We start from the raw sequence: 25,388 nt of genomic DNA, 5'->3' as shown, positions 1-25,388 counted from the left end.
AAACTTGCCGGTCTTTCGTGGCCGTCGGCCCCCTTTTCAATTTTCCAACTCGAAGGTCACCCGCCATGCCTTGGCTGCAAGTCCGTCTCGCCATTAGCCCAGAACAAGCCGAAACCTACGAAGACGCGCTGCTCGAAGTCGGCGCCGTATCGGTGACGTTCATGGACGCTGAAGACCAGCCGATCTTCGAGCCAGAGCTGAACACCACGCCGCTGTGGTCGCACACGCACCTGCTGGCGCTGTTCGAAGCCGACACCGATGCCGATCACGTGCTCGCTCACCTGAGATTGCTCACCGACGCCGAGCTGCCGGAACACACCCATGAAGTGATCGAAGATCAGGATTGGGAACGCAGCTGGATGGACAACTTCAACCCGATGCGCTTCGGCCAGCGGTTGTGGATCGTGCCGAGCTGGCACGCCGCGCCGGAACCCGACGCAGTCAATCTGTTGCTCGACCCGGGCCTGGCGTTCGGCACGGGCACCCACCCGACCACTGCGCTGTGCCTTGAGTGGCTCGACGGTCAGGACCTCGCCGGCTGTAATGTGCTGGATTTCGGCTGCGGTTCCGGCATTCTCGCCATCGCCGCGTTGCTGTTGGGCGCCGAACAGGCGGTCGGCACCGACATCGACGTCCAGGCCCTCGAAGCCTCGCGCGACAATGCCGGCCGCAACAACGTCCCGGCCGAGAAATTTCCGTTGTACTTGCCTGAAGACCTGCCCCAGGTGCAGGCCGACGTGTTGGTCGCCAATATCCTCGCCGGCCCGCTGGTTTCTCTGGCGCCGCAGTTAGCGAGCCTGGTCAAGCCCGGCGGCCGTCTGGCGCTGTCCGGCATCCTTGCCGAGCAAGGCGATGAAGTCGCTGCCGCCTACGCCGACACCTTCGAGCTGGACCCGATTGCCAACCGCGAAGGCTGGGTACGGATCACCGGTCGTCGCCGCTGACAGCCAGTTGCCCTAAGATCCAACCATCAGGCGCTCTTTAACCCCGGATACCCGCATGACCGACAGCTTCGTCACTCAGTGCCCGCATTGCCAGACCAGTTTCCGCGTCAGTCACGCTCAGTTGAGTGTGGCCAGAGGCATGGTGCGCTGTGGCTCATGCCTGCAGGTGTTCAACGCCGCAAAGCAGCTGCTGGAACAACGCGGCGGGACGCCCCCGGAAGCGCCGCTGACTTCAGTGCCAAATAGCGAATCCGTTGAGAAAAAACCGGAAATTCTCGCGACGCAGTCACTCGTTGTCATCCAGCCAGCGCCACTGCCGGTCAAGCGTGAAGAGCGTGAAGTCGATCTGGACAGCCTGGACCTGGACGATCTCGACGTGGAACTGGCCCGTCTCGAACAGCGCGAGACTCAACTGCCCGAGTCCTTCGGTCGTGTCAGCAAGGCGCTCGATCACGACGAAGTCGAGTCCTTCAGCGCAAGGCGCGACGAGCCTGACGTCGCGCAGGAGTCGTGGGCCCACGGCATGAGTGACGACGATGTCGACCGGCTCCCCGAACTGCGCGCCGAAGTGCTTGAGGAACGCGAAGAGCATACCGACCACACGATAGACGAAGGCCCGCTGGACGAGCCGATCAACCCGCAGGACCGTCATCGCACCGAGCCGTCATTCTCGCTTACCCCGGACGACCTGGACGACGAATCGGCTCGCCCCCACTCGCTCCAGCCTCAAGGCGAACCCGATGATCAGCCGTCGGAACGCTTCTCCGCCCTCGACACCCATGACGATCAGGATCGCCTCAGCGCCCGTCACGATGATGAAGACGACGAGGCCCCGCTCGCTGCTGCCGGCGGCAAGCGCGGCGGGCGCAATGAACCGGGTCTGCGGGACAGGGCGCTGCTCGATCTGACGGATGATCCGCTGCAGTTGTCCTGGCAAAAACCCAAACCGCGCTGGGGTCGGCGCCTGCTGTGGATGCTGTTGATCCTGATTGCGTTGGGCGCGCTGGCCGGGCAATACGTTGCCTACCACTTCGAAGAACTCGCGCGGCAGGATCAGTACCGCCCCCTCTTCCAGGATCTGTGCCCGACACTCGGCTGCAAGGTCCCGTCCAAGGTTGATATCAAACTGCTCAAGAGCAGCAACCTTGTCGTGCGCAGCCACCCCGAATTCCAGGGTGCGCTGGTGGTTGACGCGATCATCTACAACCGCGCGTCCTTTTCCCAGCCGTTCCCGCTGCTCGAACTACGCTTTGCCGATGCGACCGGTCAGTTGATCGCCAGTCGTCGATTCAAACCGGGCGAGTACCTGAGCGGCGAGCTGGCGGGCAAGGACGAGATGCCGCCGCAGACGCCGATTCATATCGCACTGGACATTCTCGATCCGGGCCCCAAGGCGGCGAACTACAGCCTGAGCTTCCGTTCGCCGGAGTAAAACACCGCCCGTTGCGGGTTTGTCCGCACCGAAATGCAGCACCCTGCGCGGGACGGGATGCCCGAAATTCGACGACACTTTTATGACAATACCGGCCTAAACCTAACCGTTCGCGATAAGAACGGAGCTGTTCAGATTTTATCCAATTCAGCCTTTATCCAGTCATCGAGAGCGGGTATCATGCCCACCCTTTTTCATACTCTGGGTCCCGTCTGAATTGGCGCTGAAGCACTTTTCGGACCAGACCTCGTGATTCGGCCCCACAACAGGTCACCCTATGTCGGCGGTACGCATCGGCCCTTACACATTGCAAAACGGCTTGATTCTCGCCCCGATGGCGGGTGTCACCGACCAGCCCTTCCGACAACTCTGTCGCCAGCTCGGCGCAGGCCTGGTGGTCTCGGAAATGGTCACCAGCGACATGAGCCTCTGGAACAGCCGCAAGTCGCGGTTGCGCATGATTCACGAAGGCGATCCCGAGCCACGCTCGGTACAGATCGCTGGCGGGGACCCGCAGATGCTTGCGGATGCAGCACGCGCCAATGTCGAACTCGGCGCGCAGATCATCGACATCAACATGGGTTGCCCGGCAAAAAAGGTCTGCAACAAGGCCGCTGGCTCGGCGCTGTTGAAAGATGAACAGTTAGTGACCGAAATCCTGCACGCGGTGGTCGCGGCAGTCGAGGTACCGGTCACGCTGAAGATTCGCACCGGCTGGGACCGGGCGAACAAGAACGGTCTGACCGTCGCCAGAATCGCCGAGCAAGCCGGCATTCAGGCACTGGCGGTACACGGGAGAACCCGTGCCGATCTCTACACCGGTGAAGCCGAGTACGACACCATCGCCGCCATCAAGCAGGCGGTGTCCATCCCGGTGTTTGCCAACGGCGACATCGATTCACCGGAAAAGGCCCGCTACGTCCTCGACGCTACCGGCGCTGACGGGCTGTTGATTGGCCGGGCCGCCCAGGGGCGCCCATGGATTTTTCGCGAGATAGAACACTACCTGCAGACCGGGGAAAAACTTCCGGGCCTGCCCGTCGGTGAAGTGGAACGCATTCTGCTAGAGCATCTGGCTGCGCTTCACACGTTCTATGGCGACGTGATGGGCGTGCGAATCGCCCGCAAACACGTCGGCTGGTACCTCGCAACGTTGCCGGGCGCCCGGGAGTTTCGCGCCCTTTTCAACCGTTTGGACGATACAGAAGCACAGTGCGCCAACGTTCGGGAGTTCTTTTCCCAGCGCGATAAATCCCGCCCGGCAGGGAACGAAGAAGAGGTGGCCGCATGACGATGATGACTGAGACTTTAGTGAGTGGAACAACACCCGTGAGCGACAACGTCAATTTGAAACAACACCTCAATACGCCGAGCGAAGAGGGTCAGACCCTGCGCGGAAGCGTCGAGAAGGCGTTGCACAACTACTTCGCTCATCTGGAAGGTGCGGCCGTCACTGATGTCTACAACCTGGTGCTCTCGGAAGTCGAGGCGCCGTTGCTCGAGTGCGTGATGAACTACGTGAAGGGCAACCAGACCAAGGCCTCCGAGCTGCTGGGGCTGAACCGCGGCACCCTGCGCAAGAAACTCAAGCAGTACGACCTGCTGTAAGCATCCGAAAAACAAGCGACCTCACTTCAATGCGGTCGTTTTTTTTGCAAAATTCTTTTGCTTTTGATGGAAGTTGAGATGACCGACCAGACGACCCGCCTGCCGATCCGCCGCGCCTTGATCAGCGTATCCGACAAGACCGGCATCCTTGAATTCGCGCGTGAACTCGAAGCCCTCGGTGTCGAGATCCTCTCCACTGGCGGTACGTTCAAGCTGCTCAAGGACAACGGCGTTGCCGCAGTAGAAGTCGCCGATTACACCGGCTTCGCTGAAATGATGGACGGCCGGGTCAAGACGCTGCACCCGAAAATCCACGGCGGCATCCTCGGCCGTCGCGGCATCGACGACGCCATCATGAGCGAACACGGCATCAAGCCGATCGATCTGGTCGCCGTGAATCTCTATCCGTTCGAAGCCACGGTTTCCAAGCCGGGCTGCGACCTGCCTACGGCCATCGAGAACATCGATATCGGCGGCCCGACCATGGTTCGCTCCGCCGCTAAAAACCACAAAGACGTCGCCATCGTCGTCAACGCCAGCGATTACACGAACGTGCTGGAAAGCCTCAAGTCCGGTGGCCTGACTTACGCGCAGCGCTTCGATCTGATGCTCAAGGCTTTCGAGCACACCGCGGCCTACGACGGCATGATCGCCAACTACCTGGGCAGCGTTGACCAGTCCGCTGAAACCCTGAGCACCGAAGGCCGCAGCGAATTCCCGCGCACCTTCAACACTCAGTTCGTCAAGGCGCAGGAAATGCGCTACGGCGAGAACCCGCACCAGAGCGCGGCGTTCTACGTTGAAGCCAAGCCCGCCGAAGTGGGCATCGCCACCGCGACCCAGCTGCAAGGCAAAGAGCTTTCCTACAACAACGTCGCCGATACCGACGCGGCGCTTGAGTGCGTGAAGAGCTTCGTCAAACCCGCGTGCGTGATCGTCAAGCACGCCAACCCGTGCGGCGTTGCAGTAAGCCCGGATGCCGAAGGCGGGATTCGTCAGGCCTACGAGCTGGCCTACGCCACCGACAGCGAATCGGCGTTCGGCGGCATCATCGCCTTCAACCGTGAACTGGATGCCGAGACGGCCAAGGCCATCGTCGAGCGTCAGTTTGTCGAAGTGATCATCGCCCCGAGCGTCAGCGCCGAAGCCCAGGCCATCATCGCCAGCAAAGCCAACGTGCGCCTGTTGACCAGCGGCCAGTGGGACGCCGAGCGCGCGCCGGCCTGGGATTACAAGCGCGTCAACGGTGGGCTGCTGGTGCAGAGCCGCGACATCGGCATGATCGGCGCCGACGACCTGAAAGTGGTCACCCAGCGCGCGCCGACCGAGCAGGAAGTCCACGACCTGATCTTCGCCTGGAAAGTCGCCAAGTACGTGAAGTCCAACGCCATCGTTTACGCCAAGAACCGCCAGACCATCGGCGTCGGCGCAGGCCAGATGAGCCGCGTGAACTCCGCGCGCATCGCGGCGATCAAGGCCGAACACGCCGGTTTGCAGGTGCAGGGCGCTGTCATGGCTTCCGATGCGTTCTTCCCGTTCCGCGACGGCATCGACAATGCGGCCAAGGTTGGCATCACCGCAGTGATCCAGCCAGGCGGCTCGATGCGCGACGCCGAGGTGATTGCGGCAGCGGACGAAGCAGGCATCGCGATGGTATTCACCGGCATGCGCCATTTCCGTCACTGATACGGTTTACGCTGTTGGCTTTTGTAGGACCGGCTTTAGCCGGGAAGGCGGCATGACTGACCCGACAGATGTGTCGGATGTACTGTCCTCTTCCCGGCTAAAGCCGGTCCCACAGTCTGCGTTCGGCGTTCCACACTGTTTGCCTTCGGATTTTTACGCGTTGTCGTTATTGAGGTTTTGGAAATGAATGTTTTGATCATTGGCAGCGGTGGCCGTGAACACGCTCTGGCCTGGAAGGTCGCGCAGGACGCTCGTGTCGAGAAAGTGTTCGTCGCACCGGGCAATGCGGGTACTGCCACTGAAGCCAAGTGCGAAAACGTTGCCATCGACGTATTGGCGCTTGAGCAACTCGCCGACTTCGCCGAGAAGAACGTCGCGCTGACCATCGTCGGCCCGGAAGTGCCGCTGGTGGCCGGTGTTGTCGACCTGTTCCGCGCCCGTGGCCTGAACTGCTTCGGCCCGACCAAGGGCGCCGCGCAGCTGGAAGGCTCCAAGGCCTTCACCAAGGATTTCCTGGCGCGCCACGCTATTCCCTCCGCCGACTACCAGAACTTCACCGAGATCGAACCGGCACTGGCGTACCTGCAAGAGAAAGGCGCACCGATCGTCATCAAGGCTGACGGCCTGGCAGCGGGCAAAGGCGTAATCGTCGCGATGACCCTTGCGGAAGCAGAAGACGCGGTGCGCGACATGCTGGCCGGTAATGCCTTCGGCGACGCAGGTTCACGCGTGGTGATCGAGGAATTCCTCGATGGCGAAGAAGCCAGCTTCATCGTCATGGTCGACGGCAAGAACGTGTTGCCCATGGCCACCAGCCAGGACCACAAACGCGTCGGCGACGGCGACAGCGGCCCGAACACGGGTGGCATGGGCGCATATTCCCCGGCCCCGGTGGTCACCGCCGAGGTTCACCAGCGCGTGATGGATCAGGTCATATGGCCGACCGTCAGGGGCATGGCTGCCGAGGGCAACATTTACACCGGTTTCCTCTATGCTGGTCTGATGATCGACAAGGCTGGCAATCCGAAAGTCATCGAGTTCAACTGCCGCTTTGGTGATCCGGAAACCCAGCCGGTCATGCTGCGTCTGCAGTCGAGCCTGGTATCGCTGGTCGAAGCCGCTCTGGCGCAAACGCTGGATACAGTGGATGCTCAGTGGGACCCGCGTCCGAGTCTGGGAATCGTACTGGCAGCCGGCGGTTACCCGGCAGATTACGCCAAGGGCGACGAGATTCACGGGCTGGACGCTGCGGCCGCGTTGCAGGGCAAAGTGTTCCACGCTGGCACCGCGTTGCAGGATGGCCGTATCGTGACCTCCGGCGGTCGCGTACTGTGCGCGACGGCCCTGGGCGACACCGTTGGCGATGCGCAGAAACAAGCGTACGAACTGGCGGCAAAGATTGACTGGAACGGTTGTTTCTACCGCAAGGACATTGGCTACCGCGCCATTGCCCGGGAACGCGGCGAAGATCTGGCGTGAGCCTCGGCCCGATCAGCGGCTCCTCCTTGAGTCGCTGATCGTTCATCCGGTGCCCCAGAGTTAAACAGGCTTCATTCACGAAGGGATTTCGCCGTGCGCTGGCTCAGGATTGCCACTCGTTTGACCGTCACATTGCTGACCCTGCTCTGTATATCCTCCGCCGCCGCCGAGGTCAGTGCAGGCTGGTCAACCCTTGTCGACGACCAGGCGAACCTGAACCTCAGCGACGTCCGCTCCCCCCACTACGAATCCCAGTTCAGCCCGGTCGAACTCGATCAAGTGCGCGCGACCAGCCGCGACGCCGCATTGTGGCTGCACTACCGCCTGCCCCCGACCACCCATGAGCAACTGGTGCGGATCTTCGCGCCCGACCTGGCGACGGTCGACATGTACGTGCTCGACGGCGACAGCCTGATCGATCATTCGCGCTCCGGTAACCGGGTGCCGCGCGGAGCCCAACCCCTGCCGTCACTGGACTTCCTGCTGCCGGTGCCCCAGAGCGACAAGCCCCTCGACCTGTATTTGCGCCTCAAATCCGAACAGGAACTGCGCCCGAACATCACTCTGCAGTCCGCCGTCAGCAGTGCCGCAGACGAGCGCCGCCCCCTGCTGCTCGGCCTGTTCTTCGGTTCGCTGGCCATGCTGATCGTGCAGAACCTCACGCGCTTCGCCCAGTCCCGCTCGGTCAGTAGCTTGTGGCTGGCAGCGTGCGAGGCGTTTCTGGGGCTGAGCGCCTTACTGCTGCTCAACCTTCAGGCGCCATGGCTGCCGCGCTGGCATCTGGCGCAGACGCCGAGCGCTCACCTGGCTCTGCTGCTCGCCGCCGCGACAGGCCTGATGTACACGTACTGTTTCTTCATTCAGCGCGGGGTCGAGATGCTCAACCGGCTGCTGATGGGCGTGCTGCTGGTGGTCGGCTTTGGCGCGCTGCTGGTGCTGTTCGTTGAAACGCTGCCACTGAACATCATGACGTTCCTGCTGGTGGCATTGACCACGGTCAGCATCACCCTGGTGTCGATCTACCACCTGCAGAAGGGTTACTCCCCTGCCCGACCGTTTGTGATCGCCATGATCGCGTTCAATCTCGGCAACCTCGTGGTGCTGCCGGCCATGCTCTGGCTGACAAGCTTTCCCGCGCAGACGCTGATCATCGGGGTATTGGCGGTGTTCTGCCTGTGCGGCCTGCTGATGAGCATCGCCCTCAGCGAGCGTCATCGCAGCATCACCGAAGACAATTTCAGCATCAGCCGCGAACTGGCCGCCAGCACGGCAGAAATCAACGCCAAGGCCGAGTTTCTGGCGAAGATCAGTCACGAGATTCGCACCCCCATGAACGGCGTGCTGGGGATGACCGAGTTACTGCTGGGCACGCCGCTGTCGGTCAAACAGCGCGATTACGTGCAGACCATTCACAGCGCCGGCAACGAACTGCTCACCCTGATCAACGAAATCCTCGACATCACCAAACTGGAGTCAGGGCAGATCGAGCTGGATGACGTGCAGTTCGACCTCAACGCGATGATCGAGGACTGCCTGAGTATCTTCCGCGCCAAGGCCGAGCAGCAAAGTGTCGAGCTGATCAGCTTCATTCAGCCCCAGGTGCCGCGCGTCATCAGCGGTGACCCGACACGCCTGCGGCAGACGCTGCTCAGTCTGCTGGAGAACGCCTTAAAGAAGACCGACGAGGGCGAGATCCTGTTGGTCGTCGCCCTCGACTCCCGCGGCGGCAAGCCACGGCTGCGCATCGCCGTGCAGGACAGCGGTACGCCGCTGACGCCCAAGGAACGCGACGCACTGCTGCACGCCGAGCTGCATAGCAAGAACTTCCTGGCTGCCAGCAAGGTCGGCGGTCACCTGGGGCTGGTCATTGCCCGACAGCTGATCCTGTTGATGAACGGTGAGTTCGGCATCCAGAGCGGCACCAATCAGGGCAGCACGCTGTGGCTGAGTCTGCCCCTTGATGCAGAACGACTGGAGCAGCCGCCCGCTGATCTGGACAGCCCGCTCAAAGGTGCGCGGGTTCTGGTCGTCGATGACAACGACACCTGCCGCAAGGTACTGGTCCAGCAGTGCAGCGCGTGGGGGCTGAACGTCAGCGCCGTGCCATCGGGCAAGGAAGCACTGGCGCTGCTGCGCACCAAGGCTCACTTGCGCGACTACTTCGATATCGTCTTGCTCGATCAGAACATGCCCGGCATGACCGGCATGCAACTGGCCGCCAAGATCAAGGAAGACCCGAGCCTGAACCACGACATTCTGTTGATCATGCTCACGGGTATCAGCAACGCGCCAAGCAAGGTCATCGCGCGCAATGCCGGGGTCAAACGCATCCTCGCCAAACCGGTCGCCGGGTACACGCTGAAGACCACGCTGGCGGACGAGCTCAATCAGCGCAACAAAGGTAACGCGCCCTTCCCTGCGGTGCCGGGGCTGATCAGCGACATCGATGTGCCCAGCGATTTCCGCATTCTGGTCGCCGAAGACAACAGCATTTCCACCAAGGTCATTCGCGGCATGCTCGGCAAGCTCAACCTGCAGCCGGACACCGCCAGCAATGGCGAAGAGGCGCTGCTGGCGATGAAGACCCAGCGCTATGACCTGGTGCTGATGGATTGCGAAATGCCGATCCTTGACGGGTTCTCGGCCACACAGCAGTTCCGCGCCTGGGAAACCGGCAACCAGCGCATTCGCACTCCTGTGGTGGCGTTGACCGCGCACATCCTTGCGGAGCACAAGGATCGCGCGCGCCAGTCCGGGATGGACGGCCACATGTCCAAACCGGTGGAGCTGTCTCAGTTACGCGAGCTGGTCGAATACTGGGTGGAACAGCGTGCCCGGGATGAGGCGACGCGCGTCACCCGTGGCGAAGACCGCTACGAGCAAAACTGACCGCCAAGTGTCCATGACGGGCTGATAGACTTGGCGCCGTCCCAGTCTGCTGCCATGAGCTCAAACCATGCTTCACGTGCTGTTCAGCGTTTACCTGAAGATGCTGGTGCTCTATAGCCCGTTCTTCGTCCTGTCCTGTTTCATTTCCCTGAGCCGCGGCTATTCGCGCAAGGAACGCCGGCAGCTGGCGTGGAAGATCGCCTTGGCGACCCTGGTGTCCAGCGTCTTGCTGTACCTGTTCGGGCGGGTGATTTTCGGGGTCTTCGGCATCACCGCCGACGCCTTCAGAATCGGCGCCGGCAGCGTGCTGTTCATCTCAGCCCTAGCCATGGCCCAGGGTAAATCCGGCGTGCAGACCGACAACGTGCAGCAGGACGTCGCCATCGTGCCGCTGACCATCCCCATCACCGTCGGCCCCGGCACCATTGGCGCACTGCTGGTCATGGGGATCAGCCAGCCCCATTGGGATGACAAACTCACTGCCATCGTCAGCATCGCGCTGGCCAGCCTGACGGTGGGCGTGATCCTTTATCTGTCCAACAGCATCGAGCGAATTCTGGGGGATCAGGGGCTACAGATTGTCAGCCGCCTCATGGGGTTGTTTGTGTGCGCACTCGCGGCCCAGATCATCTTCACGGGCATCAAGGGCTACCTGCTGACCTGAGGCGCGCTCAGAGCGCAAATGTCTGAATGGCCCTCGCCCCATGGGCGTCCAGCTCCCTGGCGACGGCATCGCGATGCGTCGCATAATCTCGACGATCAAAACGGTAGGCCCCTCCCGTGATACGCAACATCAGCTCACTGCGTGAGTCAGACCAGAAGTCGAAATCCCGCGTCTCGACGTGACCTGTCATCTGGATGCCGCACAGCAGCACCATCACAGCGCCTGTCGTATCCACTGCGCACGGAATGACCTGAAAACCCGCGATGACGCTGTTCCCGTTGATGCTTTCAAAAAAGTGCTCCGCGTAGTGGTGAATCTGCATGGCCTGAAGCGACGCCTGCGCCTGTCGCGCCAACCGAGCGGACCCGCGTGATTCGATAACACGGAAGCTGATTTCCTCTAGCTCCGACGCGCTCCGGATCACCATGGGTTCATGCATGATCGGACTCAACTTGACGAAACTTCGTTGCTCCAGTGCCTTGCCATACCGGTACGCCCAGTAGGTGAAATGCTCATCCCGACTGACCTGACCGGCCACGCGCTCGGCTCGCAGCAAGCAGTCAAACAGATCCTCGCGGTCCTGCTTATTGATGCCGGTGGACAGCGACACCAGACCGTTACCGACCACCGCACCAGTGGCGCTCATGCTTCTGCTCCTTCCAACGCAGACACCAGATGGGGTCGACGATCCTCCAGCGCCTGGCTGATCTTTTGCCGAAACGGCGAGTAGACCAAATCCATCAGGCGAAGAGAGTAGAACCGTAACTCAACATTGCCGATGATATCGCCGGGCAGCAGAGGCTCGAAAAGAAAGTCATTTCTCAGCGGCAAGCGGTGAGTAAAGGTGACAAGGACAACCGAGAGCGCTGCGCTTTCATCCAGGAAAGCGATTTGCATCGCCACTTTCTGCTCGATGCGGATCTCCCCCGGAATCGCCGTCGTCATCGGTTCAAGCACCTGCGCGGCCAGCAGGTCGAAGGCTGGCTGAGCGGGATGGCTGGATAGAGCGCGCCAGGCGGCGGATTCACCCTCGAATACCATATCGCTGGGCATGAAGAGCGGTAGTCTGATTTTCATCCATGCCCACACAGAGCCGGGACCAAGCTCCAGAGCTGGGCAGCTGATTGCCTCATGGGCTTTCAGCACCCCGCCAAAGCGCGTGAAGGCCGCGAGCCAGGTCTCGTTCCACGCAGGCGTTGCGGCAAACCGTTCGTGTTTTTTTGTGGCCGCCAGTTGCGTGTACAACACGCAGTCAGCGATATCGCTCTTTTGGGTTTCAGTGCAGTCACGGTGCATGAACAATAAGCACCCTGCGCTGATCCGGGTTTCAATCATTCCCTGATGCATGGCACATCTCCAGAGAAAAGGAGGCGCATGGCGCCTCCCTTTTGTTCAGATCTCGAATTCCGAGATGGCCAAAGAAGCGCTCTTGCTCAATTGGTCCTGAACCTGGTTGCGGACCCGCGCGTAGGCGCGGGTGTTGAACACCAGCATATCCTCGCCGCGGAAAGTCGAAACGTCTGCGCTGTTCCATGTCCAGAAGAGCACGTCGGTGACGGTCGAGTTGGCGGAGAAGTTGACCGCGCCCAGCGCCATCGTGACGCTTCCTTCAGCAGACTCCGCACATGCGCCGACCCGGAAGTTTGCACCCCGATGAGTCTTGGTCTGACGTTCGAACAAACGCAGCGGTTTTTCCTGAGCCCTAAGTGCCGCGATGGCATCGCCAGCCACTTTGAGCATTGCGGCACTGGCGGGTCCGGGCAGAGCCGCAGCAGCAATGGCGGAGCCCAGGATTTCAAGCCCCGCTTGTTCCATGCTGAAACGCTGGTGGGTGGAGCGATAACGAGCGTAATTCCAGTTGGTTGAAAACCAGCCCTGGGTTGACAACACTCGGTTAAAACGTCCGTACCACTCCTGACTCTGAGTTTCTGGATTGAACGCTTTGTTAGCCACCATCGTCGCGAACAGGAAGGAATCCATAACGTCTTGCTTGTTCTGTCGCGAAACACCTTCTGCAAAGGCGAGGAGATTGCTGCCGACAACAGCGCCCTGAGGTGGACTGTCCAAGGCCGGCACATCCATCTTTGAAACGTGGTCAATCAGCGAGTGAGAACAGTCGGCCAGTTGGCAACCGGCGATATAGGCGCGGCGTTCAGAGTCGGTCAGGCTTGCTTCATGTGTCATTTCGTTATTCCTTTAACTGGTGGGAATGTCCGTCGTGGACACAACCGAGGTTAACGGAATTTTCTGGGGTCGCAACGCAGTGGCAAAGAGCCCCTCGCGCTGTGTGTGCGCAGCATGTCCTACAGCAAAGCGTTGAATTCAGGGAAACATGAGGCCCCTGAACCTCAAGAAATACGGATGCTCTCGAGGTTGGGGCTCAGTCAGCGCGGAACCAGACGACGTAACCCGGAGCCGGCCCAACGGGATTTCCGCAGGCGTCTGCAGCGGTTTCGTCATGGCGTTGCCGTCAGGCCTGCGCGAGTTATCGGACCAATCCCACAGAGCAAACCGAACCGTCGCTCACGTCGGCTTGGCACCGTACCAGCGCGGCGTGTAGACCCACGACTCACCATTGGTGCGCGGGAACACGCAGGTCAACGACGACCCCACCAGCACCATCGTGCGCATGTCGACGTGCTCCGGCCTCAGCTCGCCAAGCGTAATGACCCGCAACGTCTGCGCCGGCCGACCCACATCACGCCCCAGCGTCACCGGCGTCTCAGGGCTGCGATGCTGGCGCACGATTTCAAGCGCCCGCCCCAGCTGCCAAGGGCGAGAGCGCGAGATCGGGTTGTAGAACGCCAGCGCCAGATCGGCCTGACAGGCCAGATCCAGGCGCTTCTCGATGATCTCCCATGGCTTGAGGTTGTCCGACAGGGACATGACGCAGAAGTCGTGACCTAACGGCGCACCCGCCAGCGCCGCCGTCGCCAGCGAGGCAGACACCCCCGGAAGGATGTGCAGATCAACCCGGTGCCAGTCGGGATTATCCGATTCGTGCAGCGCTTCCAGCACCGCCGCGGCCATGGCGAACACGCCGGGGTCACCCGATGAAACCACCACCACCGAACGGCCTTCAGCGGCCAGCTCGAATGCATGCCGAGCGCGCAGCATTTCTTCGCGGTTGTCGGTGCAGTGCAGCACCTGGTCGGCGCGGAACGGCCCGGCCATGCGTACATAAGTCTCGTAGCCGAGCACGTCATTGGCGCGTGCGAGCTCGGCTTTAACAGCAGGAATCATGAAGTCAGTGGCGCCCGGGCCAAGCCCGATAACCGCCAGTCGTCCTCGTGCACAGCCGATCTGTTCAACCTCCAACGGCTGCGGCGCGACGGCAATGGCGATGCCCGCCGCCGGGGTCAACGGTGGCAACAATTGCGGCAGGACCTGCCGGGTCATGTCGGCGGGCGTACCGGCGGTGGTAAAACGCAACGGTACGCCCAGTGCGTCGGCAGCCGCGTGCAGCGCCGGATTGGCCATCTCGGCTTTGCTGGCCAGTAAACAGCCCAGCGCCTGCACGGCGATGCGCGAATCATGCAGCGCGGCCTTCACGGTATCGGCGAGATCTGCCAGATCACCGCTCACCGCCACCAGCACGTTGCGCGGGTAGATCAACAGTTCGTGGTCGCTGGGCTCGCGCTCGGCGTAACCGACGTGAATAGCCAACTGCGCCTGGTCATCTTCAGGCAACTGTGCCTGAGCCAGCCACGGCGCCGCGCCCTCGACGCGCACGCTTTCGCCCGACAGCAAATCGCTGACGAAGCGCTTGCCCAGCTCAAGATCGCCCAACGCGTAACCCGCCGGCGGGTTGAGCAGACAGGTGCCGAAGCGCAGTTCGCCGCTGGTGGTGATGGCGGCGGCGGTGTTCAGCGAGGCGGCGATTTCCCGGGCCATGACATTGACGCCGCCCAGTCCGCCAAGCAGCGGCACCACTGCGCTGCCATCTTCGGCGACGGCCAGCACCGGCGGCTCGACGCCCTTCTCCAGTAACACCGGCGCCAGCGTGCGGATGACGATACCCGCCGCGCACAGCGCGATAATCGGCGTGTCTTGCTGATACAGCTGGCGCAGCGTCGCGCCAAATTCCGAATAGCGGCGGTCGACGTCTTCGACACGTCCGGCCAGCCCATAAATCAGCGCTTGGGGGTACAGCTGCTGAATGCGTCGCGCCGTGGCCAGCGCGCCTTTGCCCAGAATGACGATGGCCGGGGCGTTGAGAGGGGTTGTGCTCATCAGCCCTGCCACCGTTCACCGGGGACAATGATCAGCGAGAAATACGGCGATGACATCGGGTCGACCTCGGCCAGCGGCACGATCTTCTGATTGGCCATGGTCGCGCGCTCGACGTACAGCGCGCGCTCGGCCAGCCCGGTTTCAACCAGCACCTGGCGCACTTTCGGCAGATTGCGCCCCAGTTTCATGATCACCGCAGCGTCGGCGTCCTCAAGCTTGCGTTTGAGTTCCTCGGCGGACAACACGCCGGACAGCACCGACAGGCTCTGATTGCGGTACACTAGCGGCGCACCCAGCACCGACGCGCCACCGAGCATCGAACAGACGCCCGGGATGACTTCGGCGTCGTAGTGATCGGCCAGACGATCGTGCAGGTACATGTAGGACCCGTAGAACATCGGGTCGCCTTCGCAGATCACCGCCACGTCGCGTCCAGCGTCCAGATGCGCCGCCAGATCAGCGCTGCAGCGGTCGTAGAAATCGCTGATCACTTGCTCGTAAGACATGTGAACGGGCAACGCCTCGGTGGTCACCGGGTACACCAGCGGCATCAGCGTCTGGGCCTGCTGCAAATGGCCTTCGATGATGCCGAACGCATTGCCCTTCTTGCCCTTGGCGACGAAGTACGCGACCACGGGCGATTCGCGCAGCAGGCGCAGCGCCTTGACGGTGATGAGTTCCGGATCACCCGGCCCCACGCCCAGGCCAATCAGACGACCCCGTGGTGCCATCATTCGATCTCCGTGGCGAGTGAGTTGACTGCCGCGGCGGCCATGGCGCTGCCACCACGACGACCCTGCATGATCACGTAGGGCACGCCGCGACTGTCGGCGGCGAGCATGTCCTTGGATTCAGCGGCGCCGACGAAACCTACCGGGAAACCCAGGATCAGCGCAGGCTTGGGCGCGCCGGCATCAAGCATTTCCAGCAGATAGAAGAGCGCAGTCGGCGCGTTGCCGATCACCACGACCGCCCCTTCCAGGTGCGGCCGCCACAGCTCCAGCGCCGCCGCCGAGCGGGTGTTCCCCAGCTCACGGGCCATCTCGGGCACGCGTTCGTTTTTCAGGGTGCAGATCACTTGATTGTTGGCGGGCAGGCGCGTGCGCGTGACCCCTTCGGCGACCATGTGCGCGTCACACAGAATCGGCGCCCCGGCCGCCAGTGCGCGGCGGCCGGCTGTGCCCGCACCGGGGGAGAAGCGCAGGCCCTCGACCGCATCGACCATGCCGCAGGCGTGAATCACCCGAACGGCGAGTTTTTCCAGGTCGGCCGGGATGGAATCGAGCCGGGCTTCGGCACGAATGATCGCGAAGGAGTTACGGTAGATCTCCTGGCCGTCGCGGATGTAATCAATCATCGGTGTTGCTCCGTGAGTCGGCGGTCAACAACGCGCCGACTGCTTCAATAGTGAGGTCACGTGCATGCAGATCGCCGAATCCGGACATTTCTGCATGACGAAAATAAAGGTCGTACCGACCGGGCGACGCTGCCAGCAAGGTCACCGGCATCACGTGCGCAGCGGCGCATGAACGCGCGCAGCCGGACAGATGCACTGCGCGGCTGATGGCGTTTTCTTGCAGCAGTGCGGCCAGATGCAGGGCATCGGCCTTGGTGTCCGCCAGCCCTTTCGCGCAGGCAGCGGAGCCGGTGCAGGCGACGATTTTCGACAGCGACTGAGCGGCATCGACGAGCAAACCCGCTTGGCTCAAGCCTTCCATCACGGTCACCGAATGGCCTGCCGGGACATTGCGCAGCATCAGGCTTTGCCATGGCGTCATGCACAACTGACCGTCGCCGAACGCGATCGCCAGTCGGGCGGCTTCGCGCAACATGGACGGCCGCAGACGCCCCAACGGCACGCCTGCGCCCACGGCCATGATGCCGGCTGTTGCCTGGGCATACGTGCCGATGTGCGCGAAAGACCGGGTAGGCGCACGCCGCCAATCGGTTACTTTATGATCAATCACCAGTCGCTGCGGCGAACGCGCGGCGACGTGTTCGATGAATCGCGCAACGGGCACTTCTTTCAACAGATCACGCATGCGGGCATGTTCGGGGCGAGCGAGATTCAGAAAGGTTTCCAGCACCGCGACCACCAATGCGTGCGCTGCGTCCGGCGCCACTGCGGCCACCGGCGAATCGGTGGCCGGGCAACCCGCGAATCCAAATCCCAGCAACGTCTGGCCATCGACCTGCAACGGGGACAGCCAGAGGTCATGGGGATGCTCGAGCATCGCCAACCCCTCGCCGCCGTCCAGCGACAGCGCGAACTTGGGCGACAGCTCATGGAAACGCGGGTGGTGCTCAAGGGAATGCAGAATCTGCCCGGCCAACGGACGCACGTCGAGCAGCTGCTGCGGATCAATGCCTGCGGTCGGGCTGAGCATCAGGTTGCGCACGTCGTCACTGGCGGGATTGCTCGGCCCCAGACCGGCATCGAGCAGGCTGGCAATCAGCCCGTCGTGGTCGGCGCCGATGCCGCGAATCTGCAGATTGCCACGATTGGTCGCCTCGATCACGCCACTCGCGAACCCCTCGGCGGCACTTGCCACGACCATCGCCTGTTCCGCTGAAAGCACCCCGCCCGGCAGCTTGATCCGGCAGATGCCGCCATCCAGCGCCGGGACGATACGCAGCAACCCCGGGCAGGCCGAGGGGCGAATGGGCGTAGCGGATGGGCGAGCAGACAACGGCTCGGTCAAAGGATCACCTGGTGCGAACGGGCGGACGCGTAGAGAAACGAAAAGTTACAGGGGCCGTATTATGCCTGCTTTGGCCGTTGCCATGAAAAGACGCTCTGTCGGATTCACAAACCCGTACGAACCGGGCCCGTCGGCGCGGTATCATGCCGGCCACTTTTACAGGCCGAGCAGGCGGGCCTGTTGCACGCAATCGGGTTGAGGGCAATTCATGTCGCCGTGGCTGACAGTCGTGGGAATCGGTGAGGACGGCTATAAAGGCCTGGGCCGAAACGCTCGGCACGCGCTGTTGCAGGCGAGGCAGGTGTTCGGCGGCGCGCGGCAGCTTGCCTTGTTGCCGCCGTGCATACAGGCGGAGCAGCGCCAGTGGCCGAGCCCGTTTTCCCTGAGCCCGGTGCTGGAACAACACGGCGCCCCGGTCTGCGTGCTGGCCAGCGGCGATCCCATGTTGTTCGGCGTCGGCGCAAGCCTGTCCAAACTCGTCCCCTTCGATGAGATGCGGGTAATTCCCGCGCCGTCGTCTTATTCCCTGGCAGCGGCGCGCCTGGGTTGGGCGTTGCAAGACGTGGTGACGTTGTCGGTGGTCGCCCGCCCGATCGCCGCGCTGAACGCCCACTTGCAGCATGGGCTGCGCCTGCTGGTGCTGAGCAACGACGGTTCGAGCCCGGCGGCCATCGCGGCGCAGCTCAAGGAACGCGGTTTTGGTCCGAGCCCCATGATCGTCCTCGAACACTTGGGCGGCAGCGCCGAGCGACAGATCGAGGGCACTGCGGGTGAGTGGAACGCCACCGACATCGCGGCGCTGAATCTGGTCGCCATTGAGTGCCGCGCACAGCCTGATGCACTGCGCCTCTCGCCGCTGGGCGGTCTGCCGGACGAAGCGTTTCGGCATGACGGCCAGCTGACCAAGCGAGACGTGCGCGCGATTACCCTGGCCCGTCTCGCCCCCGTTCCTGGTGAATTGCTGTGGGACGTGGGCGCAGGCTGCGGTTCCATCGGCATCGAGTGGATGCGCGCGCACCCGACCTGCCGCGCCATCGCTGTCGAGGCTGATGAGGGACGGCAACACTTGATCGAATTCAACCGGGATGCGCTGGGCGTGCCCGGCCTGCAACTGACTCGCGGACGTGCGCCCGATGCCCTTGAAGGCCTTGAGCAACCGGACGCCATCTTTATCGGCGGCGGCGTGACGCGCGAAGGTGTGTTGCACGCGTGCTGGCAAAACCTGCGCTCGGGCGGTCGGCTGGTCGCCAATGCCGTCACGCTGCAAAGCGAGGCGATGCTGGTGAACTGGCGCGAGCAATACGGCGGCGAACTGACCCGCATTCATCTGGCCCACGCCAAGCCGCTGGGCGAGTTCGACACCTGGCGTCAGGTGCTGCCGATCACCCTGCTCGAAGCGATCAAACCCTGATGCGCGACGAAACCGCCGAACAACCCGCGCCATTGCGCAGCGGCTTGACCACCGGCAGTTGCGCCACGGCGACGTCCCTCGCTGCTGCGCGCCTGTTGCTGGCCGGCGAAACCAACGATGCGATCGAAATTACGCTGCCCAAAGGCAAGTGCGTGCAGATGCGCCTAGAATTCTGCCGCCTGATTGCGGGCGGCGCCGAGGCCGGCACGCTCAAGGATGGCGGGGACGATCCGGACGTTACCCATGGCGCGCTGGTGTCTGCTCAGGTCAGGCTGATCCCTGAGCCGGGCGTGCGTTTTGTCGCGGGCGAAGGGGTCGGCACCGTTACCCGCCCGGGCCTGGTGCTGGGGGTCGGCGAGCCGGCGATTAATCCGGTGCCGCGCAGGATGATGGCCGAACACCTCACGCAACTGGCCCATGAGGTCGGCTATGGCGGCGGGTTTGAAGTGACGGTCTGCGTCGAAAACGGCAGCGAACTGGCGTTGAAAACCATGAACCCGCGACTGGGGATTCTTGGCGGGCTGTCGATTCTGGGCACCAGCGGCATCGTTCGGCCCTTCTCCTGCGCGGCGTACATCGCGTCGATCCACCAAGGCATCGACGTCGCGCGCACCAACGGTTACCAGCACATCGCCGCCTGCACCGGCAACGCCAGCGAAGACACGATGCGTCGGGTGTATCAGATCCCCGACATCGCGCTGATCGAGATGGGCGACTTTGTTGGCGCCGTCCTCAAGCACCTGCGCAAAACTCCGGTGGAGCGGCTCAGTGTCTGCGGCGGCTTCGGCAAGATCAGCAAACTGGCGGCCGGCCACATGGACCTTCACAGCCGGCACTCCAGCATCGATCTGCATCAACTTGCGCGATGGGCGGCCGATGTGGGCGCCGATGCCGAGCTGCAACAGAACATTCGCGAGGCCAACACCAGTCAGCAAGCGCTGGCCATGGCCTCCGCCTTCGGCATCGCGCTGGGTGATGCGGTGTGTCAGCACGCGCTGAATTTCGCCCGCAGCGTGGTGCCGGCGCAGGTTCAGGTCGAGGTTTTTGCCATCGACCGGCAAGGCGGGATTGTCGGGCATGCGGGGGGCTTCGTTTGAAAAAGGTAGCCATTAAACGCGTGCTGTTGCTCGGCGGCGTGACCGACGCGCTCGCGATCGCCCGCACGCTGGGGCCTCAACATATTTACAGCCTGGCGGGCGTGGGTCGCGTGCCCACCGACTTGCGCTGTGAAGTCCGTGTAGGCGGGTTCGGCGGTGTTGACGGTTTGGCAAATTTCGTACAGCAAACTGGCATCGATCTGATCCTGGATGCGACGCACCCTTACGCTGCGCAGATGAGCCAGAACGCTGTCATGGCGGCAAAGCTGACCGGTGTCCCCTGCTGGGCATTGCGTCGACCCGCGTGGCAGCCGGGGCCAGACGATGACTGGCGCGAAGTCGCGGACTGGGCAGAACTGATTGCCGCCCTCGCCCCCTTTCAACGCCCCCTGTTCACCCTGGGCCGCGAGCCTTTGCAGCATCTGCACGAGATTCCAGCCCATCAGTTCTGGACGCTGCGCGCCCTGGACATCTACCCCGGCAACGAACGCTGTGAAGTGATCGGCGCCCGCGGGCCTTTCCGCCTGGAGGACGAGCGCGAGCTGTTCGAGACTCGCAACATCGACGTCCTCATCAGCAAGAACAGCGGCAGCACCGCGACCGAGCCGAAGCTGGAAGTGGCGAGAGAACGCGGGATGCCGGTGTTGGTGTTGAAGCGGCCGGTGTTGCCGGAGGCGGACCAGGCGTTCTGGAGTGTGGGTGAGGTGCTGGATGCGTTGCGGGACGTTGGCTGACGCATGCCAAAGATGCCGTGAAAATCGTCCGGGTTTGCGGATCGGTCTGACTTCCACCGTCTGACTCGCCTGACATCGGAAATGTATCCTCCGGGATACCTTCCCTTGTGTTTTGTGCGGAACGCTTCACGGCGAGGGAACAATGATGAAAGAAGAATTCAAACCGTTCGACGCAGCGGAATATCTGGAAACACCCGAAGACATGGCAGGCTATCTGGACGCGTGCCTTGAAGAAGACCATGGCGATGGTGTGCTCATACGCAAAGCTCTGGGCAACATCGCGCGGGCTTATGGCATGTCTCAGATCGCACGTGATACTGGGCTGGGTAGAGAGAGCCTGTACAAAGCGCTGAGCACAAACGGCAACCCCGAATTCGCCACCATCATGAAAGTCATCAAAGCCCTTGGCCTGAAACTCCACGCCTCCACCGCCTGAACCCCTGCTGAACCCTGACTGAACCAAACCCGCCGCGCGACATAACGTCGCGGGCGGGCTTTTTACATCTGGCGGCCGATCAGGCTAAATGGCCGACATGAAAAAACAACAAGATCAAATCATCACGCAGAAGCGGCGCCGGGCCTTTGCCTGGGTGGCCTGTTTCGCGTTGCTGTTCGGCGTACTGGCAATGCCGATGACACCGACCATGCCGCGCCCCGAGGGTGAGCGGCTGGTCTGGGGGAACGCCTGCACTGGCGCCGCGTCACGACTGGCCATGACGCCCGTTGAAGTCATCGACAGACAATCACCCTATCACCCCGACATCGCCTTCATGCAGCACTGCGCCTGCTGCACACACGCCACGCCACTGGTTGCAGTGCCGACCCGCATCGGTTTCGGACTGTTCGCCCTGGTCGAGCCGGTGCGTTTCCCTGTCGCGGTGCTGGTGCTGCGCGCGGCACCACGTCAGCACTGGCCTGACCGTAATCCTCACGCATCGCCCAAGGTCTGATGTCCCGATCGTGCCGTCGCGTACCTGAATGAACCGGAGACCTGCGTAGATGCTGAACAAAATCCTCCTGCTGATCGCCCTCGCGCTGCCAGCCGGTTTCGTTGAAGCCCAGGATTACACCAAGGGGCAACTGACCGTCGCGCAGCCATGGTCCATGGCGCTGCCGCCCAACGCGCCCACCGTCGCTGCGTATTTTGTGATCACCAACAAGGGACCTGACGCCGACAGACTGGAAGCGGTCGACAGCCCCATCGCCGGTGCCGCCCAGTTGCATCAACACGTGAGCCAGGACGGCCTGATGAAGATGCAGCACGTCGAGACGGTGAATATCCCTGCCGGTGGCACCGTGACATTCGCCCCCATGGCCTATCACGTCATGCTGCTGGATCTGAAAGACCGCACCCGACTCATCGACGGCCAGACCTTCCCGCTGACCCTGCACTTTCAAAAAGCGGGCGACCTGACCGTTGACGTCGCGGTACTGAAACAACCACCGGTTGCTGCCGCTCCGGCCCACGCCCACTGACCCGCTGAATACCGACACCACTCCACTTGAACCGCCTGCCCGCGACCCGCGCCAGATCCGCCACCGCCCCTCGTCATCCGCAGGGCGCCTGGCTGAGCCTGTTCGCCATGCTGATGATCTTCATCGGTCCGCTGATCTCGCAATCCATGCCGATGGAGCATCACAGCGGCATGGCGATGCCCGCGCCGACTTCCATGTCGATGCATGGCGAGATGGACATGTCGGCGTCGATGGACATGTCCATGGACATGGGCGCAGGCGAACACAGTAGTCACGCCAAGGCCGAGCAAAGCGCCGGCGTCGATCACGTCATCTGGGCCAAGTGCGGCTATTGCACGCTGCTGTTCAGTTGCCCGGCGCTGACCAAAACCGTGGCCGTATTGGCGCCGATCCCGCCTAAGCCCGCGGACTTCTACAACGAGGCCCCGCAACACGGCCACGCCCAGCGCAACGTCTTCCCCAACGCTCGCAGTCGCGCGCCACCCCTCTCGTCAGTCGCCTGAACACCACAAATTGATTCGTACCCGCTGACGGCTTCCCGGCCGCCAGCGGGTTGCGCCGTGTTTTCCCTGACGGGAGCGTTGCACCATGTCCAAACCGAATGTGTCTTTCTACAACCTGGCATGGCGATGGCATTTCTATGCCGGCCTGTTCGTCGCGCCGTTCATGATCCTGCTGGCGGTCACCGGGATCATTTACCTGTTCAAGCCTCAGCTCGACACGCTGATGTACAGCGACCTGCTGACAGTCAAACCCGCGCACCACTCACTCAGTGCCGATGACCTGCAAAACCGCGTGCTGACCGCTTATCCACAGGCGCAAGTGAGCAAGTACCTGCCGCCGCTGAACGCCGAGGGCAGCGCGCAGTTCGTGGTCAAAAACGACGGCCGCGACGTGAACGTGTTCATCGATCCGTACAGCGGCACGGTGCTCGGTACCCAGGACGCAAAGCAAAACCTGCAAGCCATCGCGCGCGAACTGCACGGCGAACTGATGATTGGCACTGTCGGTGATCGGCTGGTGGAACTGGCCGCTGGCTGGGGCATCGTGCTGGTGGTTTCAGGTGTGTATCTGTGGTGGCCGCGAGGGCGATCACCGGCCGGCGTGCTCTGGCCTCGCCTCACCGCGCGTGGTCGCATTCTCTGGCGCGACCTGCACGCGGTGACCGGATTCTGGGGTTCGGTGGCGCTGCTGTTCATGCTGCTGAGCGGCATGACCTGGACCGGCATGTGGGGAAAGGTCTACGCCGACGTGTGGAACACTTTTCCGGCGGCCATGTGGAATGACGTACCCAAGTCGGATAAGCAAGCGGGCGCCTTGAACAGCGCGAGCATACAGACCGTGCCGTGGGCCATGGAAAACACGCCGATGCCGGTGTCGTCCGGGGATCACACCGAGCACATGAATCACATGCACATGTCCAGCGCTCCCGCAGCGCCGGGCATCTCCCTTCAGCAAGTGGTGGACATTGCCAAGGCGCACCATATCGAGCCGGGCTACAGCATCACCCAACCGAAAACGGCTGACGGCGTATTTACCGTTTCCGTATTCGCCGACGACCCGCGAAATGACGCCACGCTGCACGTCGATCAGTACAGCGGCAAGGTGCTGGCGGATGTGCGTTACAGCGATTACAGCACGGTGTCCAAGGCCACTGAACTGGGCGTGATGCTGCACGAAGGCAAGATGTACGGCTGGGTGAACCAGCTGCTGATTCTGTTCATCTGCCTGATGGTGCTGCTGAGTTCAGTGAGCGGAATCGTGATCTGGTGGAAGCGTCGCCCGCAGAACGGCTTTGGTGTTCCGCCTTTGCGCCATGACTTGCCGCGCTGGAAAACTGCGACGGCAGTGATGATCGTGCTGGGCGTGGCCTTCCCACTGGTGGGCGTTTCGATGCTGGCGGTGTGGCTGCTCGATCGAATAGTGCGTTCGCGCTTTGCCAAAATGGCGACAACAGCTTAGATTGCGTCTCGCGGGGCCTGGAACCTCTTTTGGGTGGTTTAGTGATGAATTCCTCCTCATTTCGGGTTTCAGGCTCCGCACCTGTTTTATCTGCTCACTGAGCGCTGCCTTTCTCCCCCGAAAAATCCTACTTGCCTGGTCGCTTTCCCTTCGAGCTCAGGCCAGAGAGTGCCTACAGACGCACGCCCCAAGCCCTGACTCCATGCAATGAGTTGCCGAACCCAACGGTTCTGCGAATCATCCCCCATGCAATGAACAGGCACCATGAATCCCACAACCGTCACTCCCTCAACTACGTCTACCTCCACACCCATCGCTGACAGCCCCGCGCTGACACGCTACGAGCTGCCCGATTTCACCCAGGCCCTTGAACAGACGTTTGCCGAATGCCTTCGCCTGTCCCATCCCGGTCTTGTGGTTGATTGCGCCAGTGCGCGGCTCGTCTGCCGAGAGCGAAACCCGCAACCTGCCGCAACGGCGACCATCAGCAGTTACCCGCTGCTTGCCAGCCTGGTAGCCCATTTCACCGGGCTCTTTGAATGGCAGAACGTCGAGTCTGCCGGGCTCTACGCCACAGAGTTTCCTTCGGCTGACACGCCCTCCCTTGGCGGACTGGACCGCGACGCGCTGGCCGCTTTGTACACCTGCGTCGCACAAACGCTGGCCGAGCGGTACAAGCAACGGCTCTCGGATCACTGGGCAGAGATTCAGCCTTCCGGCAAAACCCGGCGCGATGACTTTCTCGCCGACCGGGTTCAACTGCTCAGGCTGGAAGGCCAGATGCGTGTCGAGCGCGGCCAGTTTCAGCCGCATCTTCACAGCATGCTTAACGACACGCTGGATTACGGCGTCGACACCTCGCCCGAGCCGTTGCAGAAATACGATGTGTTCAGCTTGTCGCTGGTAGGAGCGACGGTCCGCTGTTTCCTCTGACCGGCACGTTTGTGATCACCGAACAACGCAGCGATCAGGTTCCGGCAACCGACGACGCGTCACTGGGCGAGGTCATTCTGTACACCCCCGCCGACAGCCTGGAGCGATTCGATTCACTGCATCAGCTCACCGAGACTC

24 protein-coding genes are annotated in these 25,388 nt (G+C 62.3%); 17 read left to right on the top strand and 7 right to left on the bottom strand.

Annotation, left to right across the window (positions count from 1 at the left end; translation table 11 throughout):
- The first annotated feature begins 65 nt into the window (after nt 1–65).
- The 8 genes from prmA to IFT47_RS15935 all read left to right on the top strand — a co-directional run bounded on the left by prmA (nt 66) and on the right by IFT47_RS15935 (nt 10,702).
- Complete coding sequence (gene prmA, locus IFT47_RS15970; RefSeq protein WP_192173436.1) at nt 66–944, top strand: 50S ribosomal protein L11 methyltransferase; 879 nt, start codon at nt 66–68, stop codon at nt 942–944.
- Between the two features lie 55 nt (nt 945–999).
- On the top strand, nt 1,000–2,376 hold the full coding sequence (locus IFT47_RS15965; RefSeq protein WP_192173437.1) for a DUF3426 domain-containing protein: 1,377 nt from the start codon (nt 1,000–1,002) through the stop codon (nt 2,374–2,376).
- Between the two features lie 277 nt (nt 2,377–2,653).
- Nucleotides 2,654–3,667, top strand: coding sequence for a tRNA dihydrouridine synthase DusB (gene dusB / locus IFT47_RS15960; RefSeq protein ID WP_122533752.1), 1,014 nt, complete (start codon nt 2,654–2,656; stop codon nt 3,665–3,667).
- Nucleotides 3,664–3,984: a DNA-binding transcriptional regulator Fis gene (gene fis / locus IFT47_RS15955; protein ID WP_007907419.1), complete on the top strand. Its 321-nt coding sequence runs from the start codon at nt 3,664–3,666 to the stop codon at nt 3,982–3,984. The genes dusB and fis overlap by 4 nt, the downstream gene beginning before the upstream one ends.
- Nucleotides 3,985–4,062: 78 nt before the next feature.
- Nucleotides 4,063–5,670, top strand: coding sequence for a bifunctional phosphoribosylaminoimidazolecarboxamide formyltransferase/IMP cyclohydrolase (purH, locus tag IFT47_RS15950; protein WP_192173438.1), 1,608 nt, complete (start codon nt 4,063–4,065; stop codon nt 5,668–5,670).
- 183 nt (nt 5,671–5,853) lie between these two features.
- Entirely contained in the window at nt 5,854–7,149 is a 1,296-nt protein-coding gene (gene purD / locus IFT47_RS15945) for a phosphoribosylamine--glycine ligase (protein ID WP_192173439.1), read from the top strand.
- Nucleotides 7,150–7,242: 93 nt separating this feature from the next.
- Nucleotides 7,243–10,038 (top strand): response regulator, encoded by a 2,796-nt coding sequence (locus IFT47_RS15940; RefSeq protein ID WP_192173440.1) that lies wholly within the window; start codon nt 7,243–7,245, stop codon nt 10,036–10,038.
- Between the two features lie 67 nt (nt 10,039–10,105).
- Complete coding sequence (locus IFT47_RS15935) at nt 10,106–10,702, top strand: MarC family protein (protein ID WP_192173441.1); 597 nt, start codon at nt 10,106–10,108, stop codon at nt 10,700–10,702.
- Nucleotides 10,703–10,709: 7 nt separating this feature from the next.
- On the opposite strand, the gene IFT47_RS15930 is transcribed toward IFT47_RS15935, so the two are convergent.
- The 7 genes from IFT47_RS15930 to cobG form a co-directional block, all read right to left on the bottom strand.
- Nucleotides 10,710–11,348, bottom strand: coding sequence for a hypothetical protein (locus tag IFT47_RS15930; protein ID WP_192173442.1), 639 nt, complete (start codon nt 11,346–11,348; stop codon nt 10,710–10,712).
- Nucleotides 11,345–12,049: a hypothetical protein gene (locus tag IFT47_RS15925; RefSeq protein ID WP_192173443.1), complete on the bottom strand. Its 705-nt coding sequence runs from the start codon at nt 12,047–12,049 to the stop codon at nt 11,345–11,347. The genes IFT47_RS15930 and IFT47_RS15925 overlap by 4 nt, the downstream gene beginning before the upstream one ends.
- Before the next feature lie 45 nt (nt 12,050–12,094).
- The gene (locus tag IFT47_RS15920) at nt 12,095–12,886 is read right to left on the bottom strand and encodes a hypothetical protein (protein ID WP_192173444.1); all 792 of its coding nucleotides are present in this window, start codon (nt 12,884–12,886) and stop codon (nt 12,095–12,097) included.
- 339 nt (nt 12,887–13,225) lie between these two features.
- Nucleotides 13,226–14,935 (bottom strand): precorrin-3B C(17)-methyltransferase, encoded by a 1,710-nt coding sequence (gene cobJ, locus IFT47_RS15915; protein ID WP_192173445.1) that lies wholly within the window; start codon nt 14,933–14,935, stop codon nt 13,226–13,228.
- Complete coding sequence (locus IFT47_RS15910; protein ID WP_244655966.1) at nt 14,935–15,669, bottom strand: precorrin-2 C(20)-methyltransferase; 735 nt, start codon at nt 15,667–15,669, stop codon at nt 14,935–14,937. The genes cobJ and IFT47_RS15910 overlap by 1 nt, the downstream gene beginning before the upstream one ends.
- The gene (locus IFT47_RS15905) at nt 15,666–16,292 is read right to left on the bottom strand and encodes a precorrin-8X methylmutase (protein WP_108119017.1); all 627 of its coding nucleotides are present in this window, start codon (nt 16,290–16,292) and stop codon (nt 15,666–15,668) included. Before IFT47_RS15905 ends, IFT47_RS15910 begins: the two co-directional genes overlap by 4 nt.
- Complete coding sequence (cobG, locus tag IFT47_RS15900) at nt 16,285–17,637, bottom strand: precorrin-3B synthase (protein WP_192173446.1); 1,353 nt, start codon at nt 17,635–17,637, stop codon at nt 16,285–16,287. Before cobG ends, IFT47_RS15905 begins: the two co-directional genes overlap by 8 nt.
- Before the next feature lie 208 nt (nt 17,638–17,845).
- Here cobG and cbiE point away from each other — a divergent pair, with 208 nt between their 5' ends.
- From cbiE to IFT47_RS15855, 9 genes are all read left to right on the top strand, one after another.
- Nucleotides 17,846–19,048, top strand: coding sequence for a precorrin-6y C5,15-methyltransferase (decarboxylating) subunit CbiE (cbiE, locus tag IFT47_RS15895; protein WP_192173447.1), 1,203 nt, complete (start codon nt 17,846–17,848; stop codon nt 19,046–19,048).
- Entirely contained in the window at nt 19,048–20,145 is a 1,098-nt protein-coding gene (locus IFT47_RS15890) for a cobalt-precorrin-5B (C(1))-methyltransferase (RefSeq protein WP_192173448.1), read from the top strand. The genes cbiE and IFT47_RS15890 overlap by 1 nt, the downstream gene beginning before the upstream one ends.
- An 11-nt stretch (nt 20,146–20,156) precedes the next feature.
- Nucleotides 20,157–20,879, top strand: a complete 723-nt coding sequence (locus IFT47_RS15885; protein WP_192173475.1) for a cobalt-precorrin-6A reductase — start codon at nt 20,157–20,159, stop codon at nt 20,877–20,879.
- Nucleotides 20,880–21,024: 145 nt separating this feature from the next.
- Nucleotides 21,025–21,315, top strand: a complete 291-nt coding sequence (locus tag IFT47_RS15880) for an addiction module antidote protein (RefSeq protein WP_192173449.1) — start codon at nt 21,025–21,027, stop codon at nt 21,313–21,315.
- Nucleotides 21,316–21,412: 97 nt separating this feature from the next.
- Entirely contained in the window at nt 21,413–21,829 is a 417-nt protein-coding gene (locus IFT47_RS15875) for a DUF2946 domain-containing protein (RefSeq protein WP_192173450.1), read from the top strand.
- 49 nt (nt 21,830–21,878) lie between these two features.
- On the top strand, nt 21,879–22,355 hold the full coding sequence (locus IFT47_RS15870) for a copper chaperone PCu(A)C (protein ID WP_192173451.1): 477 nt from the start codon (nt 21,879–21,881) through the stop codon (nt 22,353–22,355).
- Between the two features lie 35 nt (nt 22,356–22,390).
- Nucleotides 22,391–22,858, top strand: coding sequence for a DUF2946 domain-containing protein (locus IFT47_RS15865; protein ID WP_192173476.1), 468 nt, complete (start codon nt 22,391–22,393; stop codon nt 22,856–22,858).
- Between the two features lie 85 nt (nt 22,859–22,943).
- On the top strand, nt 22,944–24,317 hold the full coding sequence (locus tag IFT47_RS15860) for a PepSY-associated TM helix domain-containing protein (RefSeq protein ID WP_192173452.1): 1,374 nt from the start codon (nt 22,944–22,946) through the stop codon (nt 24,315–24,317).
- Between the two features lie 264 nt (nt 24,318–24,581).
- On the top strand, nt 24,582–25,250 hold the full coding sequence (locus tag IFT47_RS15855; RefSeq protein WP_192173453.1) for a hypothetical protein: 669 nt from the start codon (nt 24,582–24,584) through the stop codon (nt 25,248–25,250).
- The last annotated feature ends 138 nt before the right edge of the window (nt 25,251–25,388 follow it).

It is taken from the genome of Pseudomonas sp. CFBP 13711, from assembly GCF_014842265.1.
Lineage (GTDB): Bacteria > Pseudomonadota > Gammaproteobacteria > Pseudomonadales > Pseudomonadaceae > Aquipseudomonas.
This window is presented reverse-complemented; position numbering and strand designations above follow the sequence as displayed.